The sequence below is a fragment of the Micromonospora sp. NPDC005174 genome, from assembly GCF_040608495.1.
In the GTDB taxonomy this organism is placed as follows: Bacteria; Actinomycetota; Actinomycetes; order Mycobacteriales; family Micromonosporaceae; genus Micromonospora.
Genome location: NZ_JBEXIJ010000009.1, coordinates 1 through 21,842, shown reverse-complemented (window position 1 = coordinate 21,842; position 21,842 = coordinate 1). Strand labels below are relative to the sequence as shown.

Below are 21,842 nucleotides of genomic sequence, written 5' to 3'. Positions count from 1 at the left end.
GTCACCGCCAACCTTGGACCAAGTCTGCGATGTATCGCACTCGATCCGCTCTCAGATCACTATCACCGGATCACGTCGAGCTGTGATCGTCGGACTACGCTGCTGGATGTTGTGTGATCGACGCGGGGGAGCAGATGCGGTTCGGGATCCTGGGGCCTCTGCGTGTCGGTGGTGGGGAATCCACTGTCACTGCGGGCCGGGACCGGGTTGTTCTGGCGATGCTCCTGCTTCGTGCGGGTCGGTTGGTGCCGGTGGATCGACGTGCCGGACCGGCACGAGGTGGAACGGCTGCTCGCCGAGTTGGGCTGACGGATCATCTGCGGGTCGGGCACGGGCGCGGCAGGATGGAACGCGTGACGACTCCAGAGACGACCGGCTACCGGATCGAACGCGACTCGATGGGCGAGGTGGAGGTACCCGCCGAGGCGCTGTGGCGGGCGCAGACCCAGCGCGCGGTGCAGAACTTCCCGATCTCCGGGCGGGGCATCGAACCCGCCCAGATCAAGGCCCTGGCCCAGATCAAGGGCGCGGCAGCCGAGGTCAACGGTGAGTTGGGCGTGATCGACGCCAACGTGGCCGCCGCGATCGCCGCCGCCGCCGCGCACGTCGCCGAGGGCGGGTACGACGACCAGTTTCCGGTCGACGTGTTCCAGACCGGTTCCGGAACGTCGTCAAACATGAACGCCAACGAGGTGCTCGCGACCCTGGCGAGCCGCGAGCTGGGCTCCCCGGTGCACCCGAACGACCACGTCAACGCCTCCCAGTCCAGCAACGACGTGTTCCCGTCCTCGATCCACCTGGCGGCCACCCAGTTCATCGCGGAGGATCTGCTGCCGTCGCTGGCCCACCTCGCCGAGGCGCTGGAGGGCAAGGCGTCCGAGTTCGAGACGGTGGTGAAGGCGGGGCGTACGCACCTGATGGACGCCACGCCGGTCACCCTCGGGCAGGAGTTCGGCGGGTACGCCGCCCAGGTCCGCTACGGCATCGAGCGGTTGGAGGGCTCGCTGCCCCGGCTGGCCGAGCTGCCGCTGGGCGGTACCGCCGTGGGCACCGGGATCAACACGCCGCTCGGCTTCGCCGCGGCCGTGATCGGCAAGTTGCGCGAGTCGACCGGTCTGCCGCTGTCCGAGGCGCGCAACCACTTCGAGGCGCAGGGCGCCCGCGACGCCCTCGTGGAGACCTCCGGGCAGCTGCGGACCATCGCGGTGGGCCTCTACAAGGTCGCGAACGACATCCGCTGGATGGGTTCCGGTCCCCGGGCCGGCCTGCGGGAGCTGCGCATCCCCGACCTCCAGCCCGGCTCGTCGATCATGCCGGGCAAGGTCAACCCGGTGGTCGCCGAGGCGATGCGCCAGGTCTGCGCCCAGGTCATCGGCAACGACGCGACCGTCGGTTTCGCCGGATCCCAGGGCGACTTCGAGCTGAACGTGATGCTTCCGGTGATGGGCCGCAACCTGCTGGAGTCGATCCGGCTGCTGGCCGCGGCGAGCCGGCTGTTCGCCGACCGCCTGGTGGCCGGCCTGGTCGCGGACGCCGAGGTCTGCCTGGCGTACGCCGAGGGGTCACCGTCGATCGTCACCCCGCTGAACCGCTACCTCGGGTACGACGAGGCCGCCTCCATCGCCAAGGAGGCGCTGGCGAAGCAGGCGTCCATCCGCGAGGTCGTCATCTCCCGAGGGCACGTCGACTCCGGCAAGCTCACCGAGACCCAGTTGGACGAGACCCTGGACCTGCTCCGGATGACCCACCCCTGACCGGCTTGCCGGGTGACTCCTCGCCGACCGCCTCAGGGCGGGTCGCCGCGCGGCGTCGCCCAGGCGAGGAACCGCGTGTAGAGGGCCTTCGGGTCCGGGCCGTCGTGCGGGTTGAGCCGGTACAGGTCGGCGACCGCGTCGTGCAGAACCGTGCACAGGTAGATGCTCAGGGCGATCCGGTCGTGGGCGTACTCCTGGCGGAGGGCCAGTCGGGCGACCGGGCACGGCCACGGCGCGGCGCAGACCCGGCAGAGCCACAACGGCCGCAACGGCAGGTGCGGTCGACGGGGTGCGATCGTGCGGTCGTCCGGGCCGGTCCGGGACATGTGTGGGAGTCCTCTCAAGCTGACTCGCTGGTGACCTCACCCCCGCGCCCGATCAAGATCGTGCTCGATCCTGGATGGAGGGGTCTCGGCACGTCGGGAGGCCACTGTTTCCACGATCGAGCACGATCTTGCGGGTGGGACCGCCCGGCACGGGGGTTCGGGCGGTCCCGCACGACGCCGCTGGGCCCGGGGGGACGGGGAGCGGCGTCGCACTTCACAGTCTGGTGATCGGACGACTACCGTCGGAAGGGGTCGGCCGACCTGTCGTGGCTGCCCTGTTCCCGGGCGGTGCCGGCTCTGGTGGCCGTCTGGAGTTGATCGCCGGCGGGTTGGAGAGTGGTCGGGCATGGCCGATGGACAGATGACGGCGGCGGCGTTCCTGGTCGCGGAGCTGCGCCGGGCGCGCGCTCGACGGGGTTGGAGTCAGGACGAGCTGGCCAAGGCGGTCAACTACTCGCCGTCGATGGTCAGCGCGGTCGAGCTGGGCCAGCAGCCGCCCACCGCGAAGTACCTGGAACTCATCGACCGCGCCCTGGACACCGGCGGCCTCTTCAGCCGCATGTCGAGCGAGTTGGTCAGCCTGGACAAGGCTCAGGTCTGGCTGCGTGGCTGGCGTGCGATCCTGGCGGAAGCAAGGGCACTGCGCTGGTTCGACCCGCTGCACATTCCTGGGTTGCTGCAAACCGAGGGCTATGCCCGTGCGATCTTCGAGTCTGATCGGCTGCTCGACGCCGAAGAGGTGGAGCGTCGGCTGGCAGACAGGCTGGACAGCCAGCAGGTTCTTTACCAGGACCGACCGCCGCACCTTGTCGCGGTAGTCGACGAGGCAGTTCTTCGGCGGCGCGTTGGCGGCCGGAAGGTGATGTGTGAGCAGGCCCTGCACCTGGCTCGGTTGGGGACCGAGCATCCTCGGGTGCAGCTACATGTGGTGCCGCGCAGCGCGGAGGAGTACCCCGGCCTGAACGGCCCGTTCATACTTGCCACGCTTGCCGACCACAGCGACCTTGCCTACCTTGGTGGTCAGATCGGCGGCCAGGAACTCGATCTGCCGGCCGATCTGCTCCACCTACAATGGACCTGGGAAGCGACCCTCGGGCAGGCGTTACCTCCGCAGGAGTCGATCGAGTTGTTGAGAGAAGTGGCGGAGTCGTGGAGCTGACCCGAGCCCAGTGGCGGAAGAGTAGCCGCAGTGGTTCCAACGACCAGTGCGTCGAGGTGGCTACGAATCTGGGGGGCGTGGTCGGGGTGCGAGACAGTAAGGACCCGGACGGACCTGTGCTGGTGGTCGACGCGTACTCCTGGCGGCTCTTCGTAGTCGCGCCCCCGCGCTGACGCGACAGCCCTGCCCGCGACGGTGGTCGCGGGCCTTTGCTCCGCAACTTCAGTGTTACTGCTGCTTCCGCGCGGTTTGAAGCAGCAGTTTCCCCGAAGTTGCGCGGATCTTGCGGTATTCGGCTCGACGGTGTCCGAGCGCGGCGGGATGATGCGGGGCGTGTGGGACGGCGATGGCGTGTCGACCGAGCGGTTGCGGATGCGCCGGCTGACCATTGCCGACGTGGACGCGTTGGTCGAGTTGGACGGCGATCCCGAGGTGATGCGTTTCCTGACCGGCGGCGTTGCGACCCCGCGCGCCACAGTCCTCGACGAGCACCTGCCGAGGCTGCTCGCGCAGTACGAGCGGCATCCCGGCCTGGGGCGTTGGGCGGCGCTCGACAGGGCCTCCGGTGAGTTCCTGGGCTGGTTCGCCCTCGATCCCTCGGAGGATGGCGCGGAGGCCGAGTTGGGCTACCGGCTGCGCCGCCCGGCGTGGGGGCGCGGTCTCGCGACCGAGGGGTCGCGTGCGCTGGTCCGTCACGCCCTCGACGTCGTGGGTGTGCGGCGGGTGTGGGCGCAGACGATGGCGGTCAACGAGCGGTCCCGCCGGGTCATGGAGAAGGCAGGACTGCGTCACGTGCGCACCTTCCACCTGGACTTCGACGACCCGATTCCGGGGACCGAGCACGGCGAGGTGGAGTACGAGCTGCGGCCCGACGTCGCTCAGGACCGGCCGGCGGCTCTGCGGGCCCGGTAGGCGGTCACGGCCGCGCGGTTGCCGCAGCCGGCCTCGCAGAATCGGCGCGACCGGTTGCGGGACAGGTCGACGACAACGTTGTCGCAGTCCGGGTACTCGCAGGTCCGCAGTCGGCTCAGCTCGCCCATCCGCACCAGGTCGGCGAGCGCCATCGCCGCCTCGACCGCCATCCGGGTGGCCAGCGGCGCGTCGCGGGGCACGGCGTGCAGATGGTAGGGCTCGTCGTCGTGCTCGATGAGCTGCGGCAGCGCCCGGTGTTCCCGCAGCAGACTGTTGATGATGTCGACGACCTCGAGCGGTTCGGCGTGCCAGACCCGGCGTAGGCGGGGCCGCAGCTGTCGTACGGCACGCAGTTCGGCGTCGGTGTGCTCGTGCCGTCCGCTGTAGGCGTGCTGGGTGAAGAACGCGTCCAGCGCCGCGACGTCGGGCAGGAGCTCGCCGTCCCGGCCCGCGGTGTTGACGAGCGCGGTGGCGGCAATCAGCGAACATTCGGTGTCATGAGCAAATAGCAACTTGACTCCTGTCATGATGGCCGTCTAACGTCACAAGCATAAGGATAGTTTGCTCATGACACCCGTGTCGAAGTGAGGAGCGCGAGATGCAGTCCCGACCCGCCGCCGGCGCCGCGCTGGCGCTGCTCTCCGCCGTCACGTTCGCCACCTCGGGCACCTTCGCGCGGTCGCTCATCGAGGCCGGCTGGTCGGCCGAGGCCGCGGTCGTCGCCCGCGTCGGTGTGGCCGCCCTGGTGTTGGCGATCCCCGCCCTGTTGTCGCTGCGCGGCAGGTGGCACGTGCTGCGCGGCAACAGCGCGGCGGTCGTGATGTTCGGGCTGCTGGGGGTGGCCCTGGCGCAGGTGTGCTTCTTCAACGCCGTGCGCTACCTGCCGGTCGGCATCGCGCTCCTGCTGGAATACCTGGGCATCATCCTCGTCGTCGGCTGGATGTGGCTGCGGCACGGCCAGCGCCCCCGCCGGCTCACCGTGTTCGGTTCCGCCGCCGCGCTGTGCGGGTTGGCGTTCGTCCTGGACCTCACCGGCAACGCCAGCTTCGACCCGGTCGGCCTGCTGTGGGGGCTGGGTGCCGCGTTCGGCCTGGCCGGCTACTTCGTGCTCGCCGGACGGGTGGACCCCCGACTGCCCTCGGTCGCCATGGCCAGCGGCGGGATGGCCGTCGGCGCCGCCGTGCTGCTCCTCGTCGGGCTGACCGGGCTGCTGCCGCTGCGTGCCACGTTCGGTGAGGTCAGTTTCGCCGGGCACCGCACCACCTGGCTGCTGCCCATCGTCGGGCTCACCCTCGTCGCCGCCGTGATCGCGTACCTCACCGGCATCGCCGGCACCCGCATCCTCGGTCCCCGGCTGTCGTCGTTCGTGGGACTGACCGAGGTGCTGTTCGCGGTGTTCATCGCGTGGCTGTTCCTCGACGAACTGCCCACCGCCTGGCAACTCCTCGGCGGCCTGCTGATCGTCGCCGGGGTCGCCCTGGTGCGCCTCGACGAACTGCGCGGCGTACCCGTGCCCACCGCCGAGGAGCCCGCGTTGGCAGCCTCCGCCCGGTGAGATCACCGCACGGTGGGAGAGTGGGTGCCGTGCTGACCACCGTGGTGTTCGACGCCGACGAGACCCTGCTCGACCTGCGGCCGGCGGTGACCGGCGGACTGGTGGCCGTCCTCGACGAGATGCGGCGGCGCACCCCGGCCGCAGTCGGCGTGACCCTCGCCGAGTTGGAGTCCGACTGGGGGGCGGTCTTCGGCGAGTTGAGCGCCGCGCCGGTGCTGGAGATCCGCCGCGCCGCGCTGGCCCGATCGCTGGCCCGCGCCGGCCTCGGCCAGCACCTCGACGAGATCGCCGCTCTCTTCTTCGCCCGCCGGTTCGCCCTCACCCGGCCCTTCCCGGACGTCCCGCCGGCGCTGGCGACGCTGCGCGGCCGGTACACGCTGGGTTTCGCCACCAACGGCAACAGCCGCGCCGAACGCTGCGGGCTCGCCGGCGAATTCGCCTTCGAGTTGTACGCGCACGAGAACGGCCTGCCCAAGAAGCCCGCCCCGGGGTTCTACGCGGCGGTGGTCGAAGCCGCCGGGGTACCCGCCGAACAGATCGTGTACGTCGGTGACTCGTGGGAGCACGACGTGGTGGCGCCCCGGCAGGCTGGCCTGCGGTCGGTGTGGCTCAACCGGCACGCGCTGCCCCGCCCGGCCGGGTTCACGCCCGACGCCGAGGTGTCCACTCTGAGCGATCTTCCGAAGGTCCTGGCCGAGCTGCCGTCGGCATCGTCCGACCGGCCGGACGTGGGCATCGAGCTGGGCGGATGAAGGAGAGATTCACCGGCATAACGGACGTTCACCTGGCGTAAACCCGCCGGGTGCTGTGTGATGGCGCCACGTCCCTCAACGAGAGGATTCGATGTGGTGAGCAAGCGCTTCACCGTCGGTGCCGTCGCGACCGCGGCGGTACTGGCGCTTACGGCAGCGAGCCTGGGTGTACCGGCCAGCGCCGCGCCGAGCACCTCCCGCACCTTCACCGTCGTCGCCGAGGACGGGGTGGCCGCCGACACGGCCGTCGCCGCCATCCGGGCCGCCGGCGGCACCGTGGTGTCCTCGTCCGACGAGGTCGGCATGTTCCAGGTCACCAGCGACCGGGCCGACTTCGCCGCCCGGGCGGCCGCCGCGCCGACCCTGATCGGCGCCGCCGAGCAGAAGGCCATCGGCCGCAAGCCCAAGCTGGACCGGGTCGAGCAGGAGCACCTGTTGACGGCGTCGGCCGCAGCGGGCGCCGCAGCCCGGCATGGCGCCACGATGGACCCGCTCGACGGCAAGCTCTGGGGCCTGGAGATGATCCGGGCCGACAAGGCCCGCAAGGTCGAGCCCGGTGACCGCCGGGTGACCGTCGGCGTGCTGGACACCGGCGTCGACGCGAGCAACCCGGACATCGCGCCCAACTTCAACTGGGCGTTGTCGCGCAACTTCGCGCCCGACCGGATCGACGTGGACGGCCCCTGCGAGGTGCCGAGCTGCCTCGACGCGGTGGGCACCGACGACGGCGGGCACGGCACCCACGTGGCCGGCACCATCGGCGCGGCCGCCAACGGCTTCGGCCTCTCCGGTGTCGCCCCGAACGTCTCGCTGGTCGAGCTGAAGGGTGGCCAGGACTCCGGCTACTTCTTCCTCGACCCGGTCGTCAACGCGCTGGTCTACGCCGGGCGCTCCGGGATCGACGTGGTCAACATGTCGTTCTACGTCGACCCGTGGCTCTACAACTGCACCGCCAACCCGGCCGACTCGCCCGAGGCGCAGGCCGAGCAGCGGGCCATCATCAAGGCCATGAAGCGCGCGCTGGTCTTCGCCCACAACAAGGGCGTCACCCTGGTCGGCGCGCTCGGCAACAACAACGAGGACCTGGGCGCGCCGCGCACCGACACGTCCAGCCCCGACTACGGCGCCGACCCGTACCCCCGCCCGATCGACAACAACAGCTGCTGGGACCTCCCCACCGAGGGCCCGCACGTGATCGGCGTGTCCTCGGTCGGCCCGTCCGGCAAGAAGTCTGACTTCTCCAACTACGGCACCGAGCAGATCTCGGTCGCCGCGCCGGGTGGCTGGTTCCGCGACGGCTTCGGCACGGACACCTTCCGCACCGACGCCAACATGATCCTCTCGTCCTACCCGAAGCACGTGCTCCAGGAGGAGGGCTCGGTCGACCCCGACGGCAACATCGTCGCCGGCTTCGAGGAGTCCGTCTTCAAGCAGTGCAAGCGCAACGGTGAGTGCGGCTACTACACCTACCTCCAGGGCACCTCGATGGCGTCCCCGCACGCCGCCGGTGTGGCCGCGCTGATCGTCAGCCGGTACGGCAAGCCGCAGGGCCGGGGTGGCTTCGGCATGTCCCCGGACCAGGTCGAGCAGCACCTCTACCGCACGGCGGCCGAGCACGCCTGCCCGGAGCCGCGCCTGCAGCAGTACCGCAACGAGGGCCGTGACGAGACCTACGACGCGTACTGCGCCGGTGGCCTCAACTTCAACGGCTTCTACGGGTACGGAATCGTCGACGCGTACGCGGCGGTGAAGACCCCGCTCAAGCTCAACGCCCGCCCGTAACGCACCAGCCGCAGGGCCCGGTCGACACGCGTCGGCCGGGCCCTGTCGCGTGCGGCACACGTCCGGCGCGGCGGGCGGCGGGCGGCGGAGCGGCGGACGGCGGCGCGGACGGCCCGATGATCGACTCCAGGTCGCCGATGTGGCGGTGTCAGGTGGCGGAGATACCCCCTTATCGGGGAGCTGGAGTCGATCACGGTTGGTGTGGTCAGCGGCGCCAGCCGCGGGAGAGCAGGGCCGACCGCACCTCGTCGAGCACGGCCGGGAACTCCCTGTGGAGCCTCCTGCTGGTCACGTGCAGCACCAGCCAGCCTGCCCCGACGAGGAGATTGAGCCGCCGACGGTCGAGGTGCAGTTGCTCCGGATCGCCGTGCCACCGGCCGTCGTACTCCACCGCCACGCGGAACTCGGGCCAGGCCAGGTCGGGATGGACCACCAGTCCGCGAGGCAGCCGGATCGGGTGCTGGGTGACCGGTCGAGGGAGGCCGCCCATCACCAGACGCACCCGCAGTTGCGACTCGGGCGGCGATTGCGCCCCCGGATCGGCGAGATCGAAGATCCAAAACGCACGTCGTCCGCCGGGCCGGTCGGCATTGGCGGTGGCGACAGTGGCCAGCGCGGTGCGGGTCAGGCCGGCCGCGAGCAGCGAGTCGACGATTCCGACCGCGCGCAGCGGATCCAACCAGACCGCCGTCTCCCACGCCGCTGATGCGGGATCGGTCTTGCGGAGGGTAGCGCCGCCGGATCGTGCGCCGGGCAGGGAGCGCACTTGCATGGACGGCTGCGGGCCGGTGGCCGGCGTGCGCAACGGCGTCGCGGCGGTATCGGGGCCTAGCACGTGTACGTGCAGGCCGGGCCGAGAATCGACGCGGGCGGCCTTCGGCACCAGCACGTGCACGTCGTCGTCAAAGCCGGCGGCATGCTCGACGCCGTGCAGGTAGGCGGACGACGGGCCGGCGATCAGCGCCTGCGGTGGCAGCCGTAGGGCAGCGGCACGGCAGGCCAGCTCGTGGTTGCGTTCCAGGCGGGCGTCCGCGTACACGTCATGGCGGAGTCGAACCCACGACGAGCCGCGTAGTTGGTGCCTGGTGATCAGACCTTGTTGGGTCACCGCGGAGCCACGGAAGACCTGCCAGGCGAGGGCGGGAGGCCGGTGGGGGTGTGGGGGCATGCGGCCAGCTTGCGATTCCCGACGCTGCGGCGAACACCCCCTGTGGACAGTGCCGCAGGCGCGCGCCGCACCTGCCTGTGGACAACCGCCGAGAGGCCGATGCACGTGCTATACGGCGAGATCATCACTAGGTCGGCGTAGTGGCGCTATCGAAGGCTCGTGATGGCGCCACATCGGTGATCTGGAGTGGATCAAGCGTCAGTGGAGGGTCGCCGCCACGGCTGTCGCGGCGGCGAGCACCTGGGGGCCGACCAGATCGACGTCCAGCGGGGCGAGCGCGACCACGCCGACGCTGGCCTCCAGACCCGGTACGCCCAGCACCGGCGCGGCCACCCCGTACGCCCCGGACTCCAGCTCACCGCTGCTGCTCACCGGCTCGGACGCGCCGCCCCTGCCGGCGAGGATGGCCCGACCCGCCGCACCCCGATCCAGGGGGTGCCGCGCCCCGGTCCGGTACGCGACGTGGAACGACGTCCAGCTCGGCTCGACCACGGCCAGGGCGACACCCTCGTCGCCCTCGACCACCGTCAGGTGCGCGGTGGCGCCGGCCTGCTCGGCGAGCCGGCGTAGCGCGGGCATCGCCCCCTCGGCGAACAGCGGCTGGGCGCGTCGGGCCAGGTGCAGCACCCCGGCCCCGAGGCGGAGCCGCCCGTCGTCGGCGCGGCGCAGCATGCCGTGCCCGATCAGTGGGCCGACCAGCCGATAGACGGCCGCCCGTCCGACGCCGAGTCGGTTCGCCGCCTCGCTGACGGTCAGCCCCGTCGGCGTGTCGGCGACCAGGTGCAGAAGCCGTAGACCCCGGTCGAGCGTCTGGGACGTCTCCCCGGTCCGGTTGGACCCTGCCGTCGCATCCACAGCACGCAGCGTACGACCCGGCACCGGCGGACCCGGACAGGCGTGGACGGCTACCCTTGTACGGTGACGCTACGCCTGTATGACACCGCCACCCGATCGGTGCGGGACTTCGTCCCGCGGGAAGCCGGCAAGGTGGGGGTCTACCTGTGTGGTCTCACCCTCCAGGCGCCGCCGCACATCGGCCATCTTCGCTCAGGCGTCAACTACGACGTGCTGCGCCGATGGTTGCTGGCCGCTGGCTACGAGGTCACGTTCATCCGCAACCTGACCGACATCGACGACAAGATTCTCGTCAAGGCGGGGGAGCAGGATCGACCGTTCTGGTCGATCGCGTACGCCAACGAGTTGAAGCTCGCCGCGTCGTACCGGGCGTTGAACGTGCTCCCACCCACCTACGAGCCGCGCGCGACCGGGCACATCCCCGAGATGCACGAGCTGATCACGAAGTTGATCGCGGACGGGCACGCGTACTCCGCCACCGACGGCTCCGGCGACGTCTACTTCGACGTGGCGTCCTGGCCGGCGTACGGATCGCTGTCGGGTCAGAGCCCGGACGCGATGCAGTCGGCCGGCGACGCGCCGGACCGGGGCAAGCGGGACCCGCGCGACTTCGCGCTGTGGAAGGGCGCCAAGCCGGAGGAGCCGGCGGACGCGTACTGGCCGTCGCCGTGGGGGCTGGGCCGTCCGGGTTGGCACATCGAGTGCTCGGCGATGTGCTGGCGTTACCTGGGCCCCGAGTTCGACATTCACGGCGGTGGTCTGGATCTGACGTTCCCGCACCACGAGAACGAGATCGCCCAGTCCAAGGCTGCCGGGCTGCCGTTCGCCCGCTACTGGGTGCACCACGGCCTGCTCAGCATCGGCGGGGCCAAGATGGGCAAGTCGGCGGGTAACGCCCTGGACCTCGCATACGTGGACTCGCTGGGTGTGCGGCCGGTGGAGCTGCGCTACTACTACGCCGCCGCGCACTACCGCTCGGTGATCGACTACTCGGAGGACTCGCTGCGCGACGCGGCCACCGCGTACCGGCGGATCGAGGGGTTCGTGCAGCGGGCCGCCGAGCGGGTGGGCGCCGGGCAGCTCGGCGAGCTGCCGGCCGGCTTCGTCGCGGCCATGGACGACGACCTCAACACGTCCGCCGCGTTGGCCGTGCTGCAACAGCACCTTCGGGACGGGAACACCGCGCTGGGCACCGGCGACGATGTGACCGTCCGCACCACCCTGGCCACGGTACGGGCGATGCTGGATATCCTCGGCATCGACCCCCTCGACGAGGCGTGGACCGGCGGCGATCGCTCGGACGATCTGCGTGCCGTGGTGGACTCCCTGATCGCGCTGGCCCTGGAGCAGCGCGCGCAGGCCCGGGGCCGCAAGGACTGGACCGCCGCCGACGCCGTGCGTGACCAGCTCAAGCTGGCCGGCGTGGTGGTCGAGGACACCCCCCAGGGCCCCCGTTGGACTATTGGAGAGCAGGACTGATGGCCGGCAACTCGCAGCGCCGTGGCCGGCGTTTGACGCCGAAGGCGGGCGCCCCCAAGGGCACCGGCGGCAAGAACAAGGACTCCCTCGCCGGTCGGGGGCGCACTCTGCCCGCCGACGAGCGACCCTGGCACAAGGGTTACTCGGGCACCGAGAAGCTGCCCCAGCGCACCGCCTGGAAGCAGGACAAGGAGCGCCGGGCGGCGGCCGAGGAGGGGCGTGCCCCGAAGATCGGCCAGCCGGGCAGCAAGGACACCACCTGGGGCAGGGGCGGCGGTCGGGGCGTACCGGCCGGGCGGGCCACCGGTCGTGGTGCCGCGGGCCGGGGCGGTGCGCCCGTCGGCCGCAGCGGTCCGCGGGTTGCGCCCGGGCGCAAGTCCAACCCGTCCAAGGACACCCCGGAGCTGTTGGTCGGGCGTAACCCGGTGCTGGAGGCGCTGCGCGCCCAGGTGCCGGCGACGGCGCTCTACACGGCCCAGGGCATCGACATGGACGACCGGATCAACGAGATCATCCGTACGGCCGCCGACCGGGGTATCGCCAACCTGGAGATCAGTCGCGCCGAGCTGGACCGGATGACCGGTGGGGTGTTGCACCAGGGCGTCGGGTTGCAGGTGCCGCCGTTCGCGTACGAGCTGTTCGAGGACCTGGTCGCCGCGTCGCTGGAGCAGCAGGCGCCGCTGCTGGTCGCGCTCGACGGGGTCACCGACCCGCGCAACCTGGGCGCGGTGATCCGTTCGGCCGCCGCGTTCGGCGCGCAGGGTGTCTTCGTACCCGAGCGACGGGCCGCCGGGATCACCGCGACCGCCTGGCGGACCAGCGCCGGCGCGGCCGCGCGCGTGCCGGTGGCCCAGGTCACCAACCTGACCCGGTCGTTGAAGGCGTGCCGGGACGCGGGCTTCATGGTGGTCGGCCTGGACGCCGACGGCGACACCGACCTGTACGACCTGGAGGCCGCCGTCGGCCCGCTGGTGGTGGTCGTCGGCTCCGAGGGGCGCGGGCTGTCCCGGCTGGTCGGGGAGACCTGCGACCTGACCGTCAGCATCCCGATGATCTCCGAGGTGGAGTCGCTCAACGCCAGTGTGGCCGCCGCGGTCACCCTGGCCGAGGTCGCCCGCCGCCGCTCGGTCGAGCTGTAACGACGTCGACGAAGCCCCCTCCCCGAACCGGGAGGGGGCTTCGCCTTGCCGTCAGATCTGGTGGGTCCAGGCGACGAAGAGCACCGCCCCGGCCGCCGCGATCAGCAGCGTGGTCGGCAGCAGCCAGGCCGGACTCCGCTCCCCGTCGAGGCGTCGGGTCAGTCGTTGGTGCACGGCGGCGATGCCGATCAGCGCGGCCAGCCCGCCGGCCGCCAGTGGCAGCCCGACGAGGAAGTGCGCGAGCCACGCGCCGCCCCGGCTCGGGCCACCCCACGAGTGGTCGTACGGGCCGGGATCGACCAGGCCGTACAGGACGCCGCGCAGCACCATCAACACCTCGACCCCGAGGGGCAGCAGCGCCACAAGGCCGAGCAGCAGGCTGAGCAGCGCGTGGCCCAGTACCGCGAGCGTGCCGGGTCGCCGGCCGGGCGCGCCTGCCGGGGGCGCGGCGAGCAGGCCGGTGCGCAGGGCGCGCCACCGCTCCACAGCGGCATCGCGCCCACCCGTCGGGGCTTTCACCAGCGTGAACAGCGCGACCGGCGTCAGCGTCGCGCAGTAGGCCAGGCTAGGACCGGCCCGGCGGGCGAGCCGGTACGGCCGGGAACGGGACGTCGGTTGAGCGGTGGCGGTGGCGGACACGGCGACTCCTCGGGCTCGATTTGCCGCGAACGCTATGGGCGCGGCACGCCCCGCCGCGTCACCCTCGGGAGCCACCCTCGCGCTGGCTCCCGAGGGTGAGGACCCATCCCGGGTACGACGAAAGGGGCGGCCCGCCGAAGCGGACCGCCCCTCGCGTGTACGGCGTTACGTCAGATCCGGCTGCCGGTGGCGGCGTGGAAGACGTGGCTGCGACCGGCGACCGGCTTGACGAACACGGTGTCACCCATGTTCGGCATGCTGCGCCGGTCGGTACGGACGACGAAGCGCTCCGAGTTGCCACCCAGCGCGGCGTGGCCGTAGACGTTGGCGTCCGAACCGAGGTCCTCGACCAGCTCGACCACGACCGGCATGCCGCCCTCGGTCGGGCTGACCAGCTCGCAGTCCTCCGGGCGGAAGCCCACGGTGACCTTGCCGTCGCCACCTTCGGCGCGGGCCGCCTCGACCTGCTCGCGGGTCAGCGGGATGCGCAGCTCGGCGAACTCGGCGCCCTGCTCGTGCAGCGGGACGGTCTTGATGTTCATGGCCGGGGAGCCCATGAAGCCGGCGACGAACACGTTGGCCGGGGTGTCGTAGAGCGCCCGCGGCGTGTCGACCTGCTGGAGGACACCGTCGAGCAGCACGGCGACCCGGTGACCCATGGTCATGGCCTCGACCTGGTCGTGCGTCACGTAGACGGTGGTGACGCCCAGCTTGGCCTGGAGGGACGCGATCTGCGTACGGGTCTGCACACGGAGCTTGGCGTCGAGGTTCGACAGCGGCTCGTCCATGAGGAAGACCTGCGGCTCGCGGACGATCGCCCGGCCCATCGCGACACGCTGACGCTGACCACCGGAGAGCGCCTTCGGCTTGCGGCTGAGGTACTCCTCGAGCTGGAGCAGCGCGGCCGCCTCCTTGACCCGCCGGTCGATCTCCGACTTGGAGGTCTTGCGCAGCTTCAGGGCGAACGCCATGTTCTCGTACACCGTCATGTGCGGGTAGAGGGCGTAGTTCTGGAAGACCATCGCGATGTCGCGGGCCTTCGGGGGAAGGTGGGTGACGTCGCGCTGGTCGATGTAGATCGAGCCGGCGTCGACGTCCTCCAGCCCGGCGAGCATCCGCAGGCTGGTGGACTTGCCGCAACCCGACGGGCCGACGAGGACGAGGAACTCACCGTCGCCGATCTCGAGGTTCAGCTCGTTGACGGCGGGACGCTCGGTGCCCGGGTAGATCCGGGACGCCTTGGAATAGGTGACCGTAGCCATGGTGGTGCGCTTCCTTTCACCGGCAGGAACGTGCCGGACGATCCGAGTGAAGGAGCGACCGGCACGAACCCGTGCCGGTCAGCGGACGGCGGGTCGACCGCGGGGGCGGCCGGGCTGTCGTCCGTGTGACTGCACCGTAAACGGCTTTCCCCGCGCTGCCAAGACGAGGGACCCTCGGAAGTGATCCAACGACCACGCATTACGGGCAGTCGGGCACGGGCAGGCATCAATCGGCGTCGTGGTGGGACGTCGGGCGTCGGGTTGTTGACGTTTCCCGTGCTCGGGAGGCCTCGCGAGCGGGATATCCGGACGTCAGTCGCTATGCTGGCCTCGACACACGCGCCCCTGTAGCTCAGCTGGCCAGAGCACTCGCCTTGTAAGCGAGATGTCGCCGGTTCGATCCCGGCCGGGGGCTCCATATCCACTCAGGCGCTTCCCCGGACCGCAGGACCGGGAGCGCGGTGATTGACAGGTATGCGCAGCCGTCCCGCCCGGAGTGGTGGGGTCACCTCAGCCACTCAAAGCCATCACACACCTTGGGGCCGCCCGTCTCCAAGCCCACGGCCAGCCGCACGACGCCGGTCGTTTCGTCGGGGTAGGCCAGGGTGACCGGGAAGGTCAGGTAAGTGCCGTCGATGCCGGTGGACTCCGCCGGCTCGCCGATGGAGAACGACACGAACGGGCGCTGCTCGCGAAGGAACGCGGCGTAGTCCGACTCGGCGTACTCCGGTACGACGTCCGAGCAGAGCTGCTGGTAGGCCGCGCCGTAATCGGCGGCCTGCACCCGCTTTAGGTACGTGGTCAGGGCGGACGTGGCCTTGCTCCGGTCCTGTCGTTGGTGCATCTCACCCTGCCAGGTGAAGACTCCGCAGCACAGCAGCACGCAGGCCACTGACAGGAGCGCCAAGAGCAGGCGGCGTCGAGTGCGCCCAGCCAACAGGACCATGGAGCGGAGACTATCGGTCACAAGAGCAAGGAAGCCGCTCGTCCAGTGGAGTGTGGTCTTCAGCGATGACAGCGGCGATCGTCAAAGGAACGAGCTCCGCAGGAGACCTACGGAGCTCAACTAGCTTGGCCGAAGCGGCGTTTGGCGCCTAGCAGGTCGCCAAGTGCTTGACAGCCTCCGATGCCTTTTGCGCGATTCGCCTGCGAGTTGCGGGCAGTGGCGGCTTCTGGGCAAGAGCTACCCGCATCGCCTCCGCGCAGAACTCCAGACAGGCGAGAGCGGCGTCGTCGGCGCTCAAGTCGGCGGGAAGCTGCCACTCACGTTCGAACACGAGGCGGTTGTCGTAAGCAACGCCCATTGTCGTGTACCGAGGTCGTGAGGACTTGACGACGATGGTGTCGAGATAGTCCGAGTCGTCGTCCGCGTTGAGATGCTCTTCGTCGGGGTTCGTCAGCGGTACGTAGAGCCATACCGAGACATGCTCATCGTCGGAGAGTATTCGCCAGAAGAGGCAGGTCTCGCCCTGTGCTCGAGCAACCCCGAGGGTCGGCACTCCGTTGTATCGATCGATGATCTCAACGGCTTCGACGGTAGGTAGTGGTGCCCAAGCGAGGTTCCCAAGCTCGGGCGCAGGTCCGTAGCTACTCACGAGTACCACCTCCTCCGTGCGGTTCAGTGAAGCAGTCAGAGAACTTCTTGGCTTGTCGACGATCTTTCGTGCTTCGTCAACACCTACCCGTCCCAGAGCAGTGACACGTCTGGCTCGTTGATCTCTGCGCGCGGCCGATCCCTGAATCGGGTGGGGGAATCGAACGGCCCCTTCCCGTACTGGGTCAATTGCGCGCTGTCTGGGACATCTAGTGATCTTCCCGACCGCCTTGGCATGCATCCATCCCCGGGCTACTGCTGTTGCTGAACGCGATACAAGGATTACGGACAGCAGTATCGTAGGAGGCACTCCCGAGATCAAACCTCCCAAAACTCTCGAACCTTCCGGTATGCAACGAGAGTAACGCGGCGGAGCTATTCTATGTGTCAACTTCTGGTCACCGTGCGCTATCGCTCTTCGATCTCCTTCGAAGCTCGGCTCCAGGCGCACCGACATCTGCCCGCCAGCGGCGCTGTCGGCTTGGGCCATCGATGGTCGGCCACTCCTATAGTTCGGGTACCACCGACGATCGAGGAGTCGCATGAGCCCGCTCGGCGCGATCGCCGGCAGCCTCCAGGACAACCGCGCCTACTTACCCGTCGTACGCGATGCGCAGTTGCTGGCCCGCCCGTGGGTGCCGCCGGGCGGTCCGCGGTGAGTCGGGCCGTGGAGGAGTCGAACCGGGCGATGCTGCGCGCCCGCGACGCGATGGACCGGGCGTACGCCGAACCGCTGGACATCCCGGCGCTGGCCCGGATCGCGCACGTCTCCGAGGCGCACTTCATCCGGACGTTCCGGGCGACCTTCGGTGAGACGCCACACCGATATCTGCAACGCCGTCGGGTCGAGCGGGCGATGACGCTGTTGGTGGAGACCGGCCAGGACGTGACGGACATCTGCTACGCGGTCGGGTTCGGCAGTCTGGGCACGTTCAGTCGGACTTTCCGGCAGATCGTGGGGGAGTCGCCCTCGGATTTCCGACGTCGCCGCGAGGCTGCCGGCAATGTGCCGTCCTGTTTCACCAAGGCGTGGACGCGTCCCAGCAGTTTTGGATAAGCAGCAGGTCAAGGCCGCCCTCTAGGGTCGTTGGCATGACGATGAACGCGATCAGCCGCTCCCAGATCTACGTGCTCGACCAGGACGAGGCGCTTGACTTCTACGTCAACAAGCTCGGCATGGAGGTCAACACCGATCAGGATCTCGGCTTCATGCGCTGGCTGACGGTCAACCTGCCGGGCGACCCGGAGCGCGAGATCCTGTTGGAGAAGCCCGGCCCGCCGGCGCTGGACCCGGGGACGGCCGAGCAGGTGCGGGAGTTGCTCACCAAGGGTGCCCTGGGCGGGTACCTCTTCATGACCACCGACGACGCCCACAAGACCCACGAGGACCTGGTGGCGAAGGGCGTCGAGATCACCGACGAGCCGACCGAGCGTCCGTACGGGATCGACTTCGGCATCCGGGACCCGTTCGGCAACAAGATCCGTATCGGCCAGATGTTCCCCCGGGCGTAACCACAAGATCAGATAATCGGAGGGCGCGGGCCAGCACCGCGCCCTCCGGTGTGTTGGGGTGTACGGCATGCGCACCCGGCTCCTGTACCTGACCCGACACGGCGAGCAGGACCTCACCGGGCACGCCGACACGGGCTCGACCGAGCCGGACACCGGCCTGTCCGAGCGCGGCCGTCGGCAGGCGGCGCTGCTCGCCGAGCGCCTGCGGGGCCGGTCGTTCGCGGCCGTCCACCACGGGCCGCTGCGCCGGGCCGCGCAGACCGCCGAGGTGGTCGCCGAGGCACTGCCCGGCGTTCCGGTGTACGCCTCCGAGCTGGCCGGTGACCACCTCCCGCACGACACGGACCCGACCGGCCTGCCGTCGGCGTACGCCGAGTTCCTGGCCGGATTCACGGCGGCCGAGCGTGCCGACGGGCCGCGCGTGACGGCGGACGCCGTGCGGCGCTTCACCGGACCGGTCGCCCCCGATGGCGTGGTGGCCGAGGGGGAGCTGGTCCGGGAGCTGGTGGTGACGCACACCTTCCTGATCGCCTGGCTGGTCCGGCACGCCCTCGACGCGCCGGAGCGGCGGTGGCTGGGCTTGAACCACCACAACGCGGGGTTGACCGTCATCCGGTACGGCGTGGCCGGGCCGCCGAACCTGATCGCCGTCAACGACGTGGCGCACCTGCCCCACGAGCTGCGCGGCACCGGCCTCCCCCCGGACTACCTCGTGTGACTGCCGGTCAGGCGGTGACCCGTAGCAGCAGCTCGACGATCGCCCGGGTGGCCGGGGGAGGTCCGGGGTCGGCGGGGCAGTCGACGTACCCCGTCTCGACACCGCCGACGGTCAGGCGGTAGCTGAACGCGTCCGCGCAGCTTGACGTGGTGGCCGTGCGGCGGGCCTCGGTCGTCAGCCGGGCATCGGCGGCCAGGCCGCGGAGCCGGCCGAGGTCGGCGGCGTCGAGTTTTCCGGTACGACGGCCACCGGCCCGGTCCACCACCGTCCACCGGCCGTCCGCTTCGATGGTGATGTTGTCGCCGCGCCCGGCGAAGCCGCCCGAGCGGAACAGCGTCACGCGCCCGGCCGCCGCATCCGTGGCGCCCGGTCCAGGCGGCACGGGCCCGGTCGGCGCGGTGCCGGTTGGCACGGTGCCGGTTGGCGTGGTGCTGGTCGGTGTCGCGGTCGTTGGCGGCGGGGTGCCGGTGGCCGATGGTTGGTCAGCGGCGCTGCCGGCCCGGTCGGTGCCGGTGCAGCCGGCCAGGAGGGCGGCCAGGAGCGCGATCGTGACGCCGGTCGTCGAGGCGGGTCTCATGTCCGTCGGACGTGCCGATGCCTGCGTTGGTTCCCCTGTCAAGGCCCTCATCCGTTCGGCCAGTCTCAATGTCTGGGAGCGGTCCAAGACTTTTCTTTTCTTCAATGCATAGCTATATCTACATGCGTGACTACCCCCGTCACACCCTTACTCCTTCCAGGAGGGCACGTGAAACGACCCATCGCGGCCGTCAGCGCAGCGCTGCTCACCAGCGGCCTGCTGACCTGCGTCGCCACCGCGGCGCAGGCCGCCCCACCGCCCGCTCCCGCGCCGGACGCCTCCGCCGCGGCCCGGGCGGCAACCGTCCTGCGAGCGAACCCCGGCGCCGTCCAGGGTTCGAGCGCCGAGTCCTACCAGGTGCTCAGCACCCGGGTGGACGCCTCCGGCGCGGCGCACACCCGCTACTCCCGCACCTACCAGGGGCTGCGGGTGTACGGCGGTGACTTCGTCATCCACACCGCGCCGAACGGCACCTACGCCGGCAGTTCGGTCGGACTCGCCGCACCACTGACCCTCCTCACCGCGCCACGGGTCAGCGCCGACGCGGCGAAGAAGACGGCCCGCGCCGGGTTCACCGGCACGGCCGAGGCCGTGGGCAGTCCGGAACTGTTCGTCGACGCCACTTCTGGCAAGGGTCGACTCGCGTGGGAGACGGTCGTCAGCGGCTGGCAGCCGGACGGGCAGACACCGTCGCGACTGCACGTGATCACGGACGCCACCTCCGGCGCGACCGTCGGGTCGTATGACGAGATCGAATCGGTCACCGGCAGCGGCCAGGGCATCTACACCGGCACGGTCAGCATCGACACGACGCTCTCCGGCAGCACGTACCAGATGATCGACCCGGTACGCGGCAACGGCCGTACCTGCGACATGAACAACGGCACGTCGTCCTGCACCACGTTCACCGACGCCGACAACGCGTGGGGCACCGGTGCCAACTCGAACCGGCAGTCGGCCGGCGTCGACGCGCACTTCGGCGCCGCCAAGACGTTCGACTACTTCAAGAACGTGCACGCGCGTAACGGCATCTTCGGCAACGGCAGTGGTGTGCCGAGCCGGGTCCACTACGGCAACAACTACGTCAACGCCTTCTGGGACGGCGCCCAGATGACCTACGGCGACGGCTCGGGCAACTCCCGCCCGCTGGTCGCGTTGGACGTGGCCGGGCACGAGATGAGCCACGGTGTCACCGAGGCGCTGGCCGGGCTGGTCTACTCCGGCGAGTCCGGTGGCCTGAACGAGTCCACCAGCGACATCTTCGGCAACATGGTGGAGTTCTACGCCGCCGCGCCGAGCGACCCGGGCGACTACCAGGTCGGTGAGAAGATCAACATCAACGGCAACAACACGCCGTTGCGCTACATGTACAACCCGTCGCTGGATGGCTCGTCCGACTCCTGCTGGTCCACCAGCACGAAGAACAAGGACGTGCACTACTCCTCCGGCGTCGGCAACCACTTCTACTTCAACCTCGCCGAGGGCACCGGCGCCACGTCGTACGGCACCTCGCCGGTCTGCGGCTCGGCTCCCGCGGTGACCGGCATCGGCCGCGCCAAGGCCGAGAAGATCTGGTACCGGGCCCTGGACGTCTACTTCACCAGCAACACGTCGTACGTCAACACCAGTAACCCGGCGAACACCGCCCGCGCCTACAGCCTGCGGGCGGCCACCGACCTGTACGGCAGCTGCTCGACCGAGTACAAGGCCGTGCAGGCCGCCTGGACGGCGGTGAACGTGGCCGGCAACGACGCGACCTGCTCCACCGGCAACGACTTCTCCGTGTCGCTGTCGCCGACCGCCGGCTCGGTGAACCCGGGCAGCGCGGTCTCCACCACCGTGTCGACCGCCACCACGAGTGGTTCGGCGCAGACCGTGACGTTCTCCGCGTCCGGCCTACCCAGCGGCGCGAGCGCCGCGTTCAGCCCCGCCTCGGTGACCTCGGGTGGCTCGTCGACCCTCACCATCAGCACCTCCGCGAGCACCTCACCGGGCACCTACTCGATCACCGTGAACGGCGCGGGCGCGGTCACCCGCAGCGCCACCTACACGCTGACCGTGAACGGCACCGGCGGCGGCTGCACCTCCTCAGGCCAGAAGCTGGCCAACCCGGGCTTCGAGTCCGGCGCGACCGGCTGGACGGCCAGCTCCGGGGTCATCACCAACTCCAGCGGCCAGGCGGCCCACGGCGGGTCGTACAAGGCGTGGCTGAACGGGTACGGCAGCACCCACACCGACACGCTCGCCCAGTCGGTGGCGCTCCCGACGGGCTGCTCGTCGTACACGGTCAGCTTCTGGCTGCACATCGACTCGGCCGAGACCACCACCAGCACGGCGTACGACAAGCTCAACGTGCAGGTGCTCAACTCGGGCGGGACGGTGCTGGCCACGCTGGCGACGTACTCGAACCTGAACAAGGCCTCCGGCTACAGCCAGAAGTCCTTCTCCCTGGCCGGGTACGCCGGCCAGACCGTCACCCTGAAGTTCACCGGCACCGAGGACTCCTCGCTCCAGACGTCCTTCGTGGTCGACGACACGGCGGTCAACGTCTCCTGACCTGACCAACGCCCGGACCCGGCGGCCACCGCAACGGTGGCACGGCTACCGACGCCGGAGCAGCCGCAGCGTCCGCCGAGCGGGCCTTGTCGACCTGGTCTTC

The 21,842-nt window shown here is 70.2% G+C and carries 23 protein-coding genes and 1 tRNA gene; 15 read left to right on the top strand and 9 right to left on the bottom strand.

The window, feature by feature from the left end:
- Positions 1-171: 171 nt before the first annotated feature.
- Both ABZU91_RS12840 and ABZU91_RS12835 read left to right on the top strand, forming a co-directional pair.
- On the top strand, positions 172-309 hold the full coding sequence (locus ABZU91_RS12840; protein WP_355238373.1) for a hypothetical protein: 138 nt from the start codon (positions 172-174) through the stop codon (positions 307-309).
- A gap of 35 nt (positions 310-344) precedes the next feature.
- Entirely contained in the window at positions 345-1,754 is a 1,410-nt protein-coding gene (locus tag ABZU91_RS12835; protein WP_355238370.1) for a class II fumarate hydratase, read from the top strand.
- A gap of 32 nt (positions 1,755-1,786) precedes the next feature.
- Here ABZU91_RS12835 and ABZU91_RS12830 read toward each other — a convergent pair whose 3' ends face one another.
- Complete coding sequence (locus tag ABZU91_RS12830; protein ID WP_355238367.1) at positions 1,787-2,080, bottom strand: hypothetical protein; 294 nt, start codon at positions 2,078-2,080, stop codon at positions 1,787-1,789.
- Positions 2,081-2,426: 346 nt separating this feature from the next.
- Between ABZU91_RS12830 and ABZU91_RS12825 the strand changes: the two genes are divergently transcribed.
- From ABZU91_RS12825 to ABZU91_RS12815, 3 genes are all read left to right on the top strand, one after another.
- Positions 2,427-3,239: a helix-turn-helix transcriptional regulator gene (locus ABZU91_RS12825; RefSeq protein WP_355238364.1), complete on the top strand. Its 813-nt coding sequence runs from the start codon at positions 2,427-2,429 to the stop codon at positions 3,237-3,239.
- Positions 3,230-3,412, top strand: coding sequence for a DUF397 domain-containing protein (locus ABZU91_RS12820; RefSeq protein ID WP_355238361.1), 183 nt, complete (start codon positions 3,230-3,232; stop codon positions 3,410-3,412). The genes ABZU91_RS12825 and ABZU91_RS12820 overlap by 10 nt, the downstream gene beginning before the upstream one ends.
- Before the next feature lie 151 nt (positions 3,413-3,563).
- Positions 3,564-4,151 (top strand): GNAT family N-acetyltransferase, encoded by a 588-nt coding sequence (locus ABZU91_RS12815; protein WP_355238826.1) that lies wholly within the window; start codon positions 3,564-3,566, stop codon positions 4,149-4,151.
- Here ABZU91_RS12815 and ABZU91_RS12810 read toward each other — a convergent pair.
- A complete protein-coding gene (locus ABZU91_RS12810) occupies positions 4,118-4,678 on the bottom strand; it encodes a CGNR zinc finger domain-containing protein (protein WP_355238358.1) in 561 nt (186 codons plus the stop codon). The genes ABZU91_RS12815 and ABZU91_RS12810 overlap by 34 nt on opposite strands.
- Before the next feature lie 71 nt (positions 4,679-4,749).
- On the opposite strand from ABZU91_RS12810, the gene ABZU91_RS12805 reads away from it, so the two are divergent.
- From ABZU91_RS12805 to ABZU91_RS12795, 3 genes are all read left to right on the top strand, one after another.
- Entirely contained in the window at positions 4,750-5,706 is a 957-nt protein-coding gene (locus tag ABZU91_RS12805) for a DMT family transporter (RefSeq protein ID WP_355238355.1), read from the top strand.
- Between the two features lie 29 nt (positions 5,707-5,735).
- On the top strand, positions 5,736-6,458 hold the full coding sequence (locus ABZU91_RS12800) for an HAD family hydrolase (RefSeq protein ID WP_355238823.1): 723 nt from the start codon (positions 5,736-5,738) through the stop codon (positions 6,456-6,458).
- Positions 6,459-6,554: 96 nt separating this feature from the next.
- A complete protein-coding gene (locus ABZU91_RS12795; protein WP_355238352.1) occupies positions 6,555-8,240 on the top strand; it encodes a S8 family serine peptidase in 1,686 nt (561 codons plus the stop codon).
- 205 nt (positions 8,241-8,445) lie between these two features.
- On the opposite strand, the gene ABZU91_RS12790 is transcribed toward ABZU91_RS12795, so the two are convergent.
- Positions 8,446-9,408, bottom strand: coding sequence for a hypothetical protein (locus ABZU91_RS12790; protein WP_355238349.1), 963 nt, complete (start codon positions 9,406-9,408; stop codon positions 8,446-8,448).
- Positions 9,409-9,606: 198 nt separating this feature from the next.
- Positions 9,607-10,263, bottom strand: a complete 657-nt coding sequence (locus tag ABZU91_RS12785; RefSeq protein ID WP_355238346.1) for a helix-turn-helix domain-containing protein — start codon at positions 10,261-10,263, stop codon at positions 9,607-9,609.
- A 63-nt stretch (positions 10,264-10,326) separates the two neighbouring features.
- On the opposite strand from ABZU91_RS12785, the gene cysS reads away from it, so the two are divergent.
- Positions 10,327-11,742 (top strand): cysteine--tRNA ligase, encoded by a 1,416-nt coding sequence (cysS, locus tag ABZU91_RS12780; protein ID WP_355238343.1) that lies wholly within the window; start codon positions 10,327-10,329, stop codon positions 11,740-11,742.
- Positions 11,742-12,881 carry a 23S rRNA (guanosine(2251)-2'-O)-methyltransferase RlmB gene (gene rlmB / locus ABZU91_RS12775; RefSeq protein WP_355238340.1) on the top strand — a complete coding sequence of 380 codons (1,140 nt, stop codon included), beginning with the start codon at positions 11,742-11,744 and terminating at the stop codon, positions 12,879-12,881. Before cysS ends, rlmB begins: the two co-directional genes overlap by 1 nt.
- A gap of 51 nt (positions 12,882-12,932) precedes the next feature.
- On the opposite strand, the gene ABZU91_RS12770 is transcribed toward rlmB, so the two are convergent.
- Together ABZU91_RS12770 and ugpC are read right to left on the bottom strand one after the other, a co-directional pair.
- Positions 12,933-13,520, bottom strand: a complete 588-nt coding sequence (locus ABZU91_RS12770; protein WP_355238337.1) for a hypothetical protein — start codon at positions 13,518-13,520, stop codon at positions 12,933-12,935.
- A gap of 170 nt (positions 13,521-13,690) precedes the next feature.
- On the bottom strand, positions 13,691-14,782 hold the full coding sequence (ugpC, locus tag ABZU91_RS12765) for a sn-glycerol-3-phosphate ABC transporter ATP-binding protein UgpC (RefSeq protein ID WP_355238334.1): 1,092 nt from the start codon (positions 14,780-14,782) through the stop codon (positions 13,691-13,693).
- A gap of 341 nt (positions 14,783-15,123) precedes the next feature.
- Between ugpC and ABZU91_RS12760 the strand changes: the two genes are divergently transcribed.
- A tRNA-Thr gene (locus tag ABZU91_RS12760) sits at positions 15,124-15,200 on the top strand.
- Between the two features lie 87 nt (positions 15,201-15,287).
- Here the strand turns inward: ABZU91_RS12760 and ABZU91_RS12755 are convergent.
- Positions 15,288-15,728, bottom strand: coding sequence for a hypothetical protein (locus ABZU91_RS12755; protein WP_355238332.1), 441 nt, complete (start codon positions 15,726-15,728; stop codon positions 15,288-15,290).
- Between the two features lie 148 nt (positions 15,729-15,876).
- Entirely contained in the window at positions 15,877-16,377 is a 501-nt protein-coding gene (locus ABZU91_RS12750; RefSeq protein WP_355238329.1) for an Hsp20/alpha crystallin family protein, read from the bottom strand.
- Between the two features lie 654 nt (positions 16,378-17,031).
- Between ABZU91_RS12750 and ABZU91_RS12745 the strand changes: the two genes are divergently transcribed.
- The 3 genes from ABZU91_RS12745 (at position 17,032) to ABZU91_RS12735 (ending at position 18,606) form a co-directional block, all read left to right on the top strand.
- Positions 17,032-17,433: an AraC family transcriptional regulator gene (locus ABZU91_RS12745; protein ID WP_355238327.1), complete on the top strand. Its 402-nt coding sequence runs from the start codon at positions 17,032-17,034 to the stop codon at positions 17,431-17,433.
- A 35-nt stretch (positions 17,434-17,468) separates the two neighbouring features.
- On the top strand, positions 17,469-17,888 hold the full coding sequence (locus ABZU91_RS12740) for a VOC family protein (protein WP_355238324.1): 420 nt from the start codon (positions 17,469-17,471) through the stop codon (positions 17,886-17,888).
- A 67-nt stretch (positions 17,889-17,955) separates the two neighbouring features.
- The gene (locus ABZU91_RS12735; RefSeq protein WP_355238321.1) at positions 17,956-18,606 is read left to right on the top strand and encodes a histidine phosphatase family protein; all 651 of its coding nucleotides are present in this window, start codon (positions 17,956-17,958) and stop codon (positions 18,604-18,606) included.
- Between the two features lie 7 nt (positions 18,607-18,613).
- Here ABZU91_RS12735 and ABZU91_RS12730 read toward each other — a convergent pair whose 3' ends face one another.
- Positions 18,614-19,183: a hypothetical protein gene (locus tag ABZU91_RS12730; protein ID WP_355238318.1), complete on the bottom strand. Its 570-nt coding sequence runs from the start codon at positions 19,181-19,183 to the stop codon at positions 18,614-18,616.
- Between the two features lie 168 nt (positions 19,184-19,351).
- Here ABZU91_RS12730 and ABZU91_RS12725 point away from each other — a divergent pair, with 168 nt between their 5' ends.
- Positions 19,352-21,739, top strand: coding sequence for a M4 family metallopeptidase (locus tag ABZU91_RS12725; RefSeq protein ID WP_355238315.1), 2,388 nt, complete (start codon positions 19,352-19,354; stop codon positions 21,737-21,739).
- Positions 21,740-21,842 lie beyond the last annotated feature (103 nt).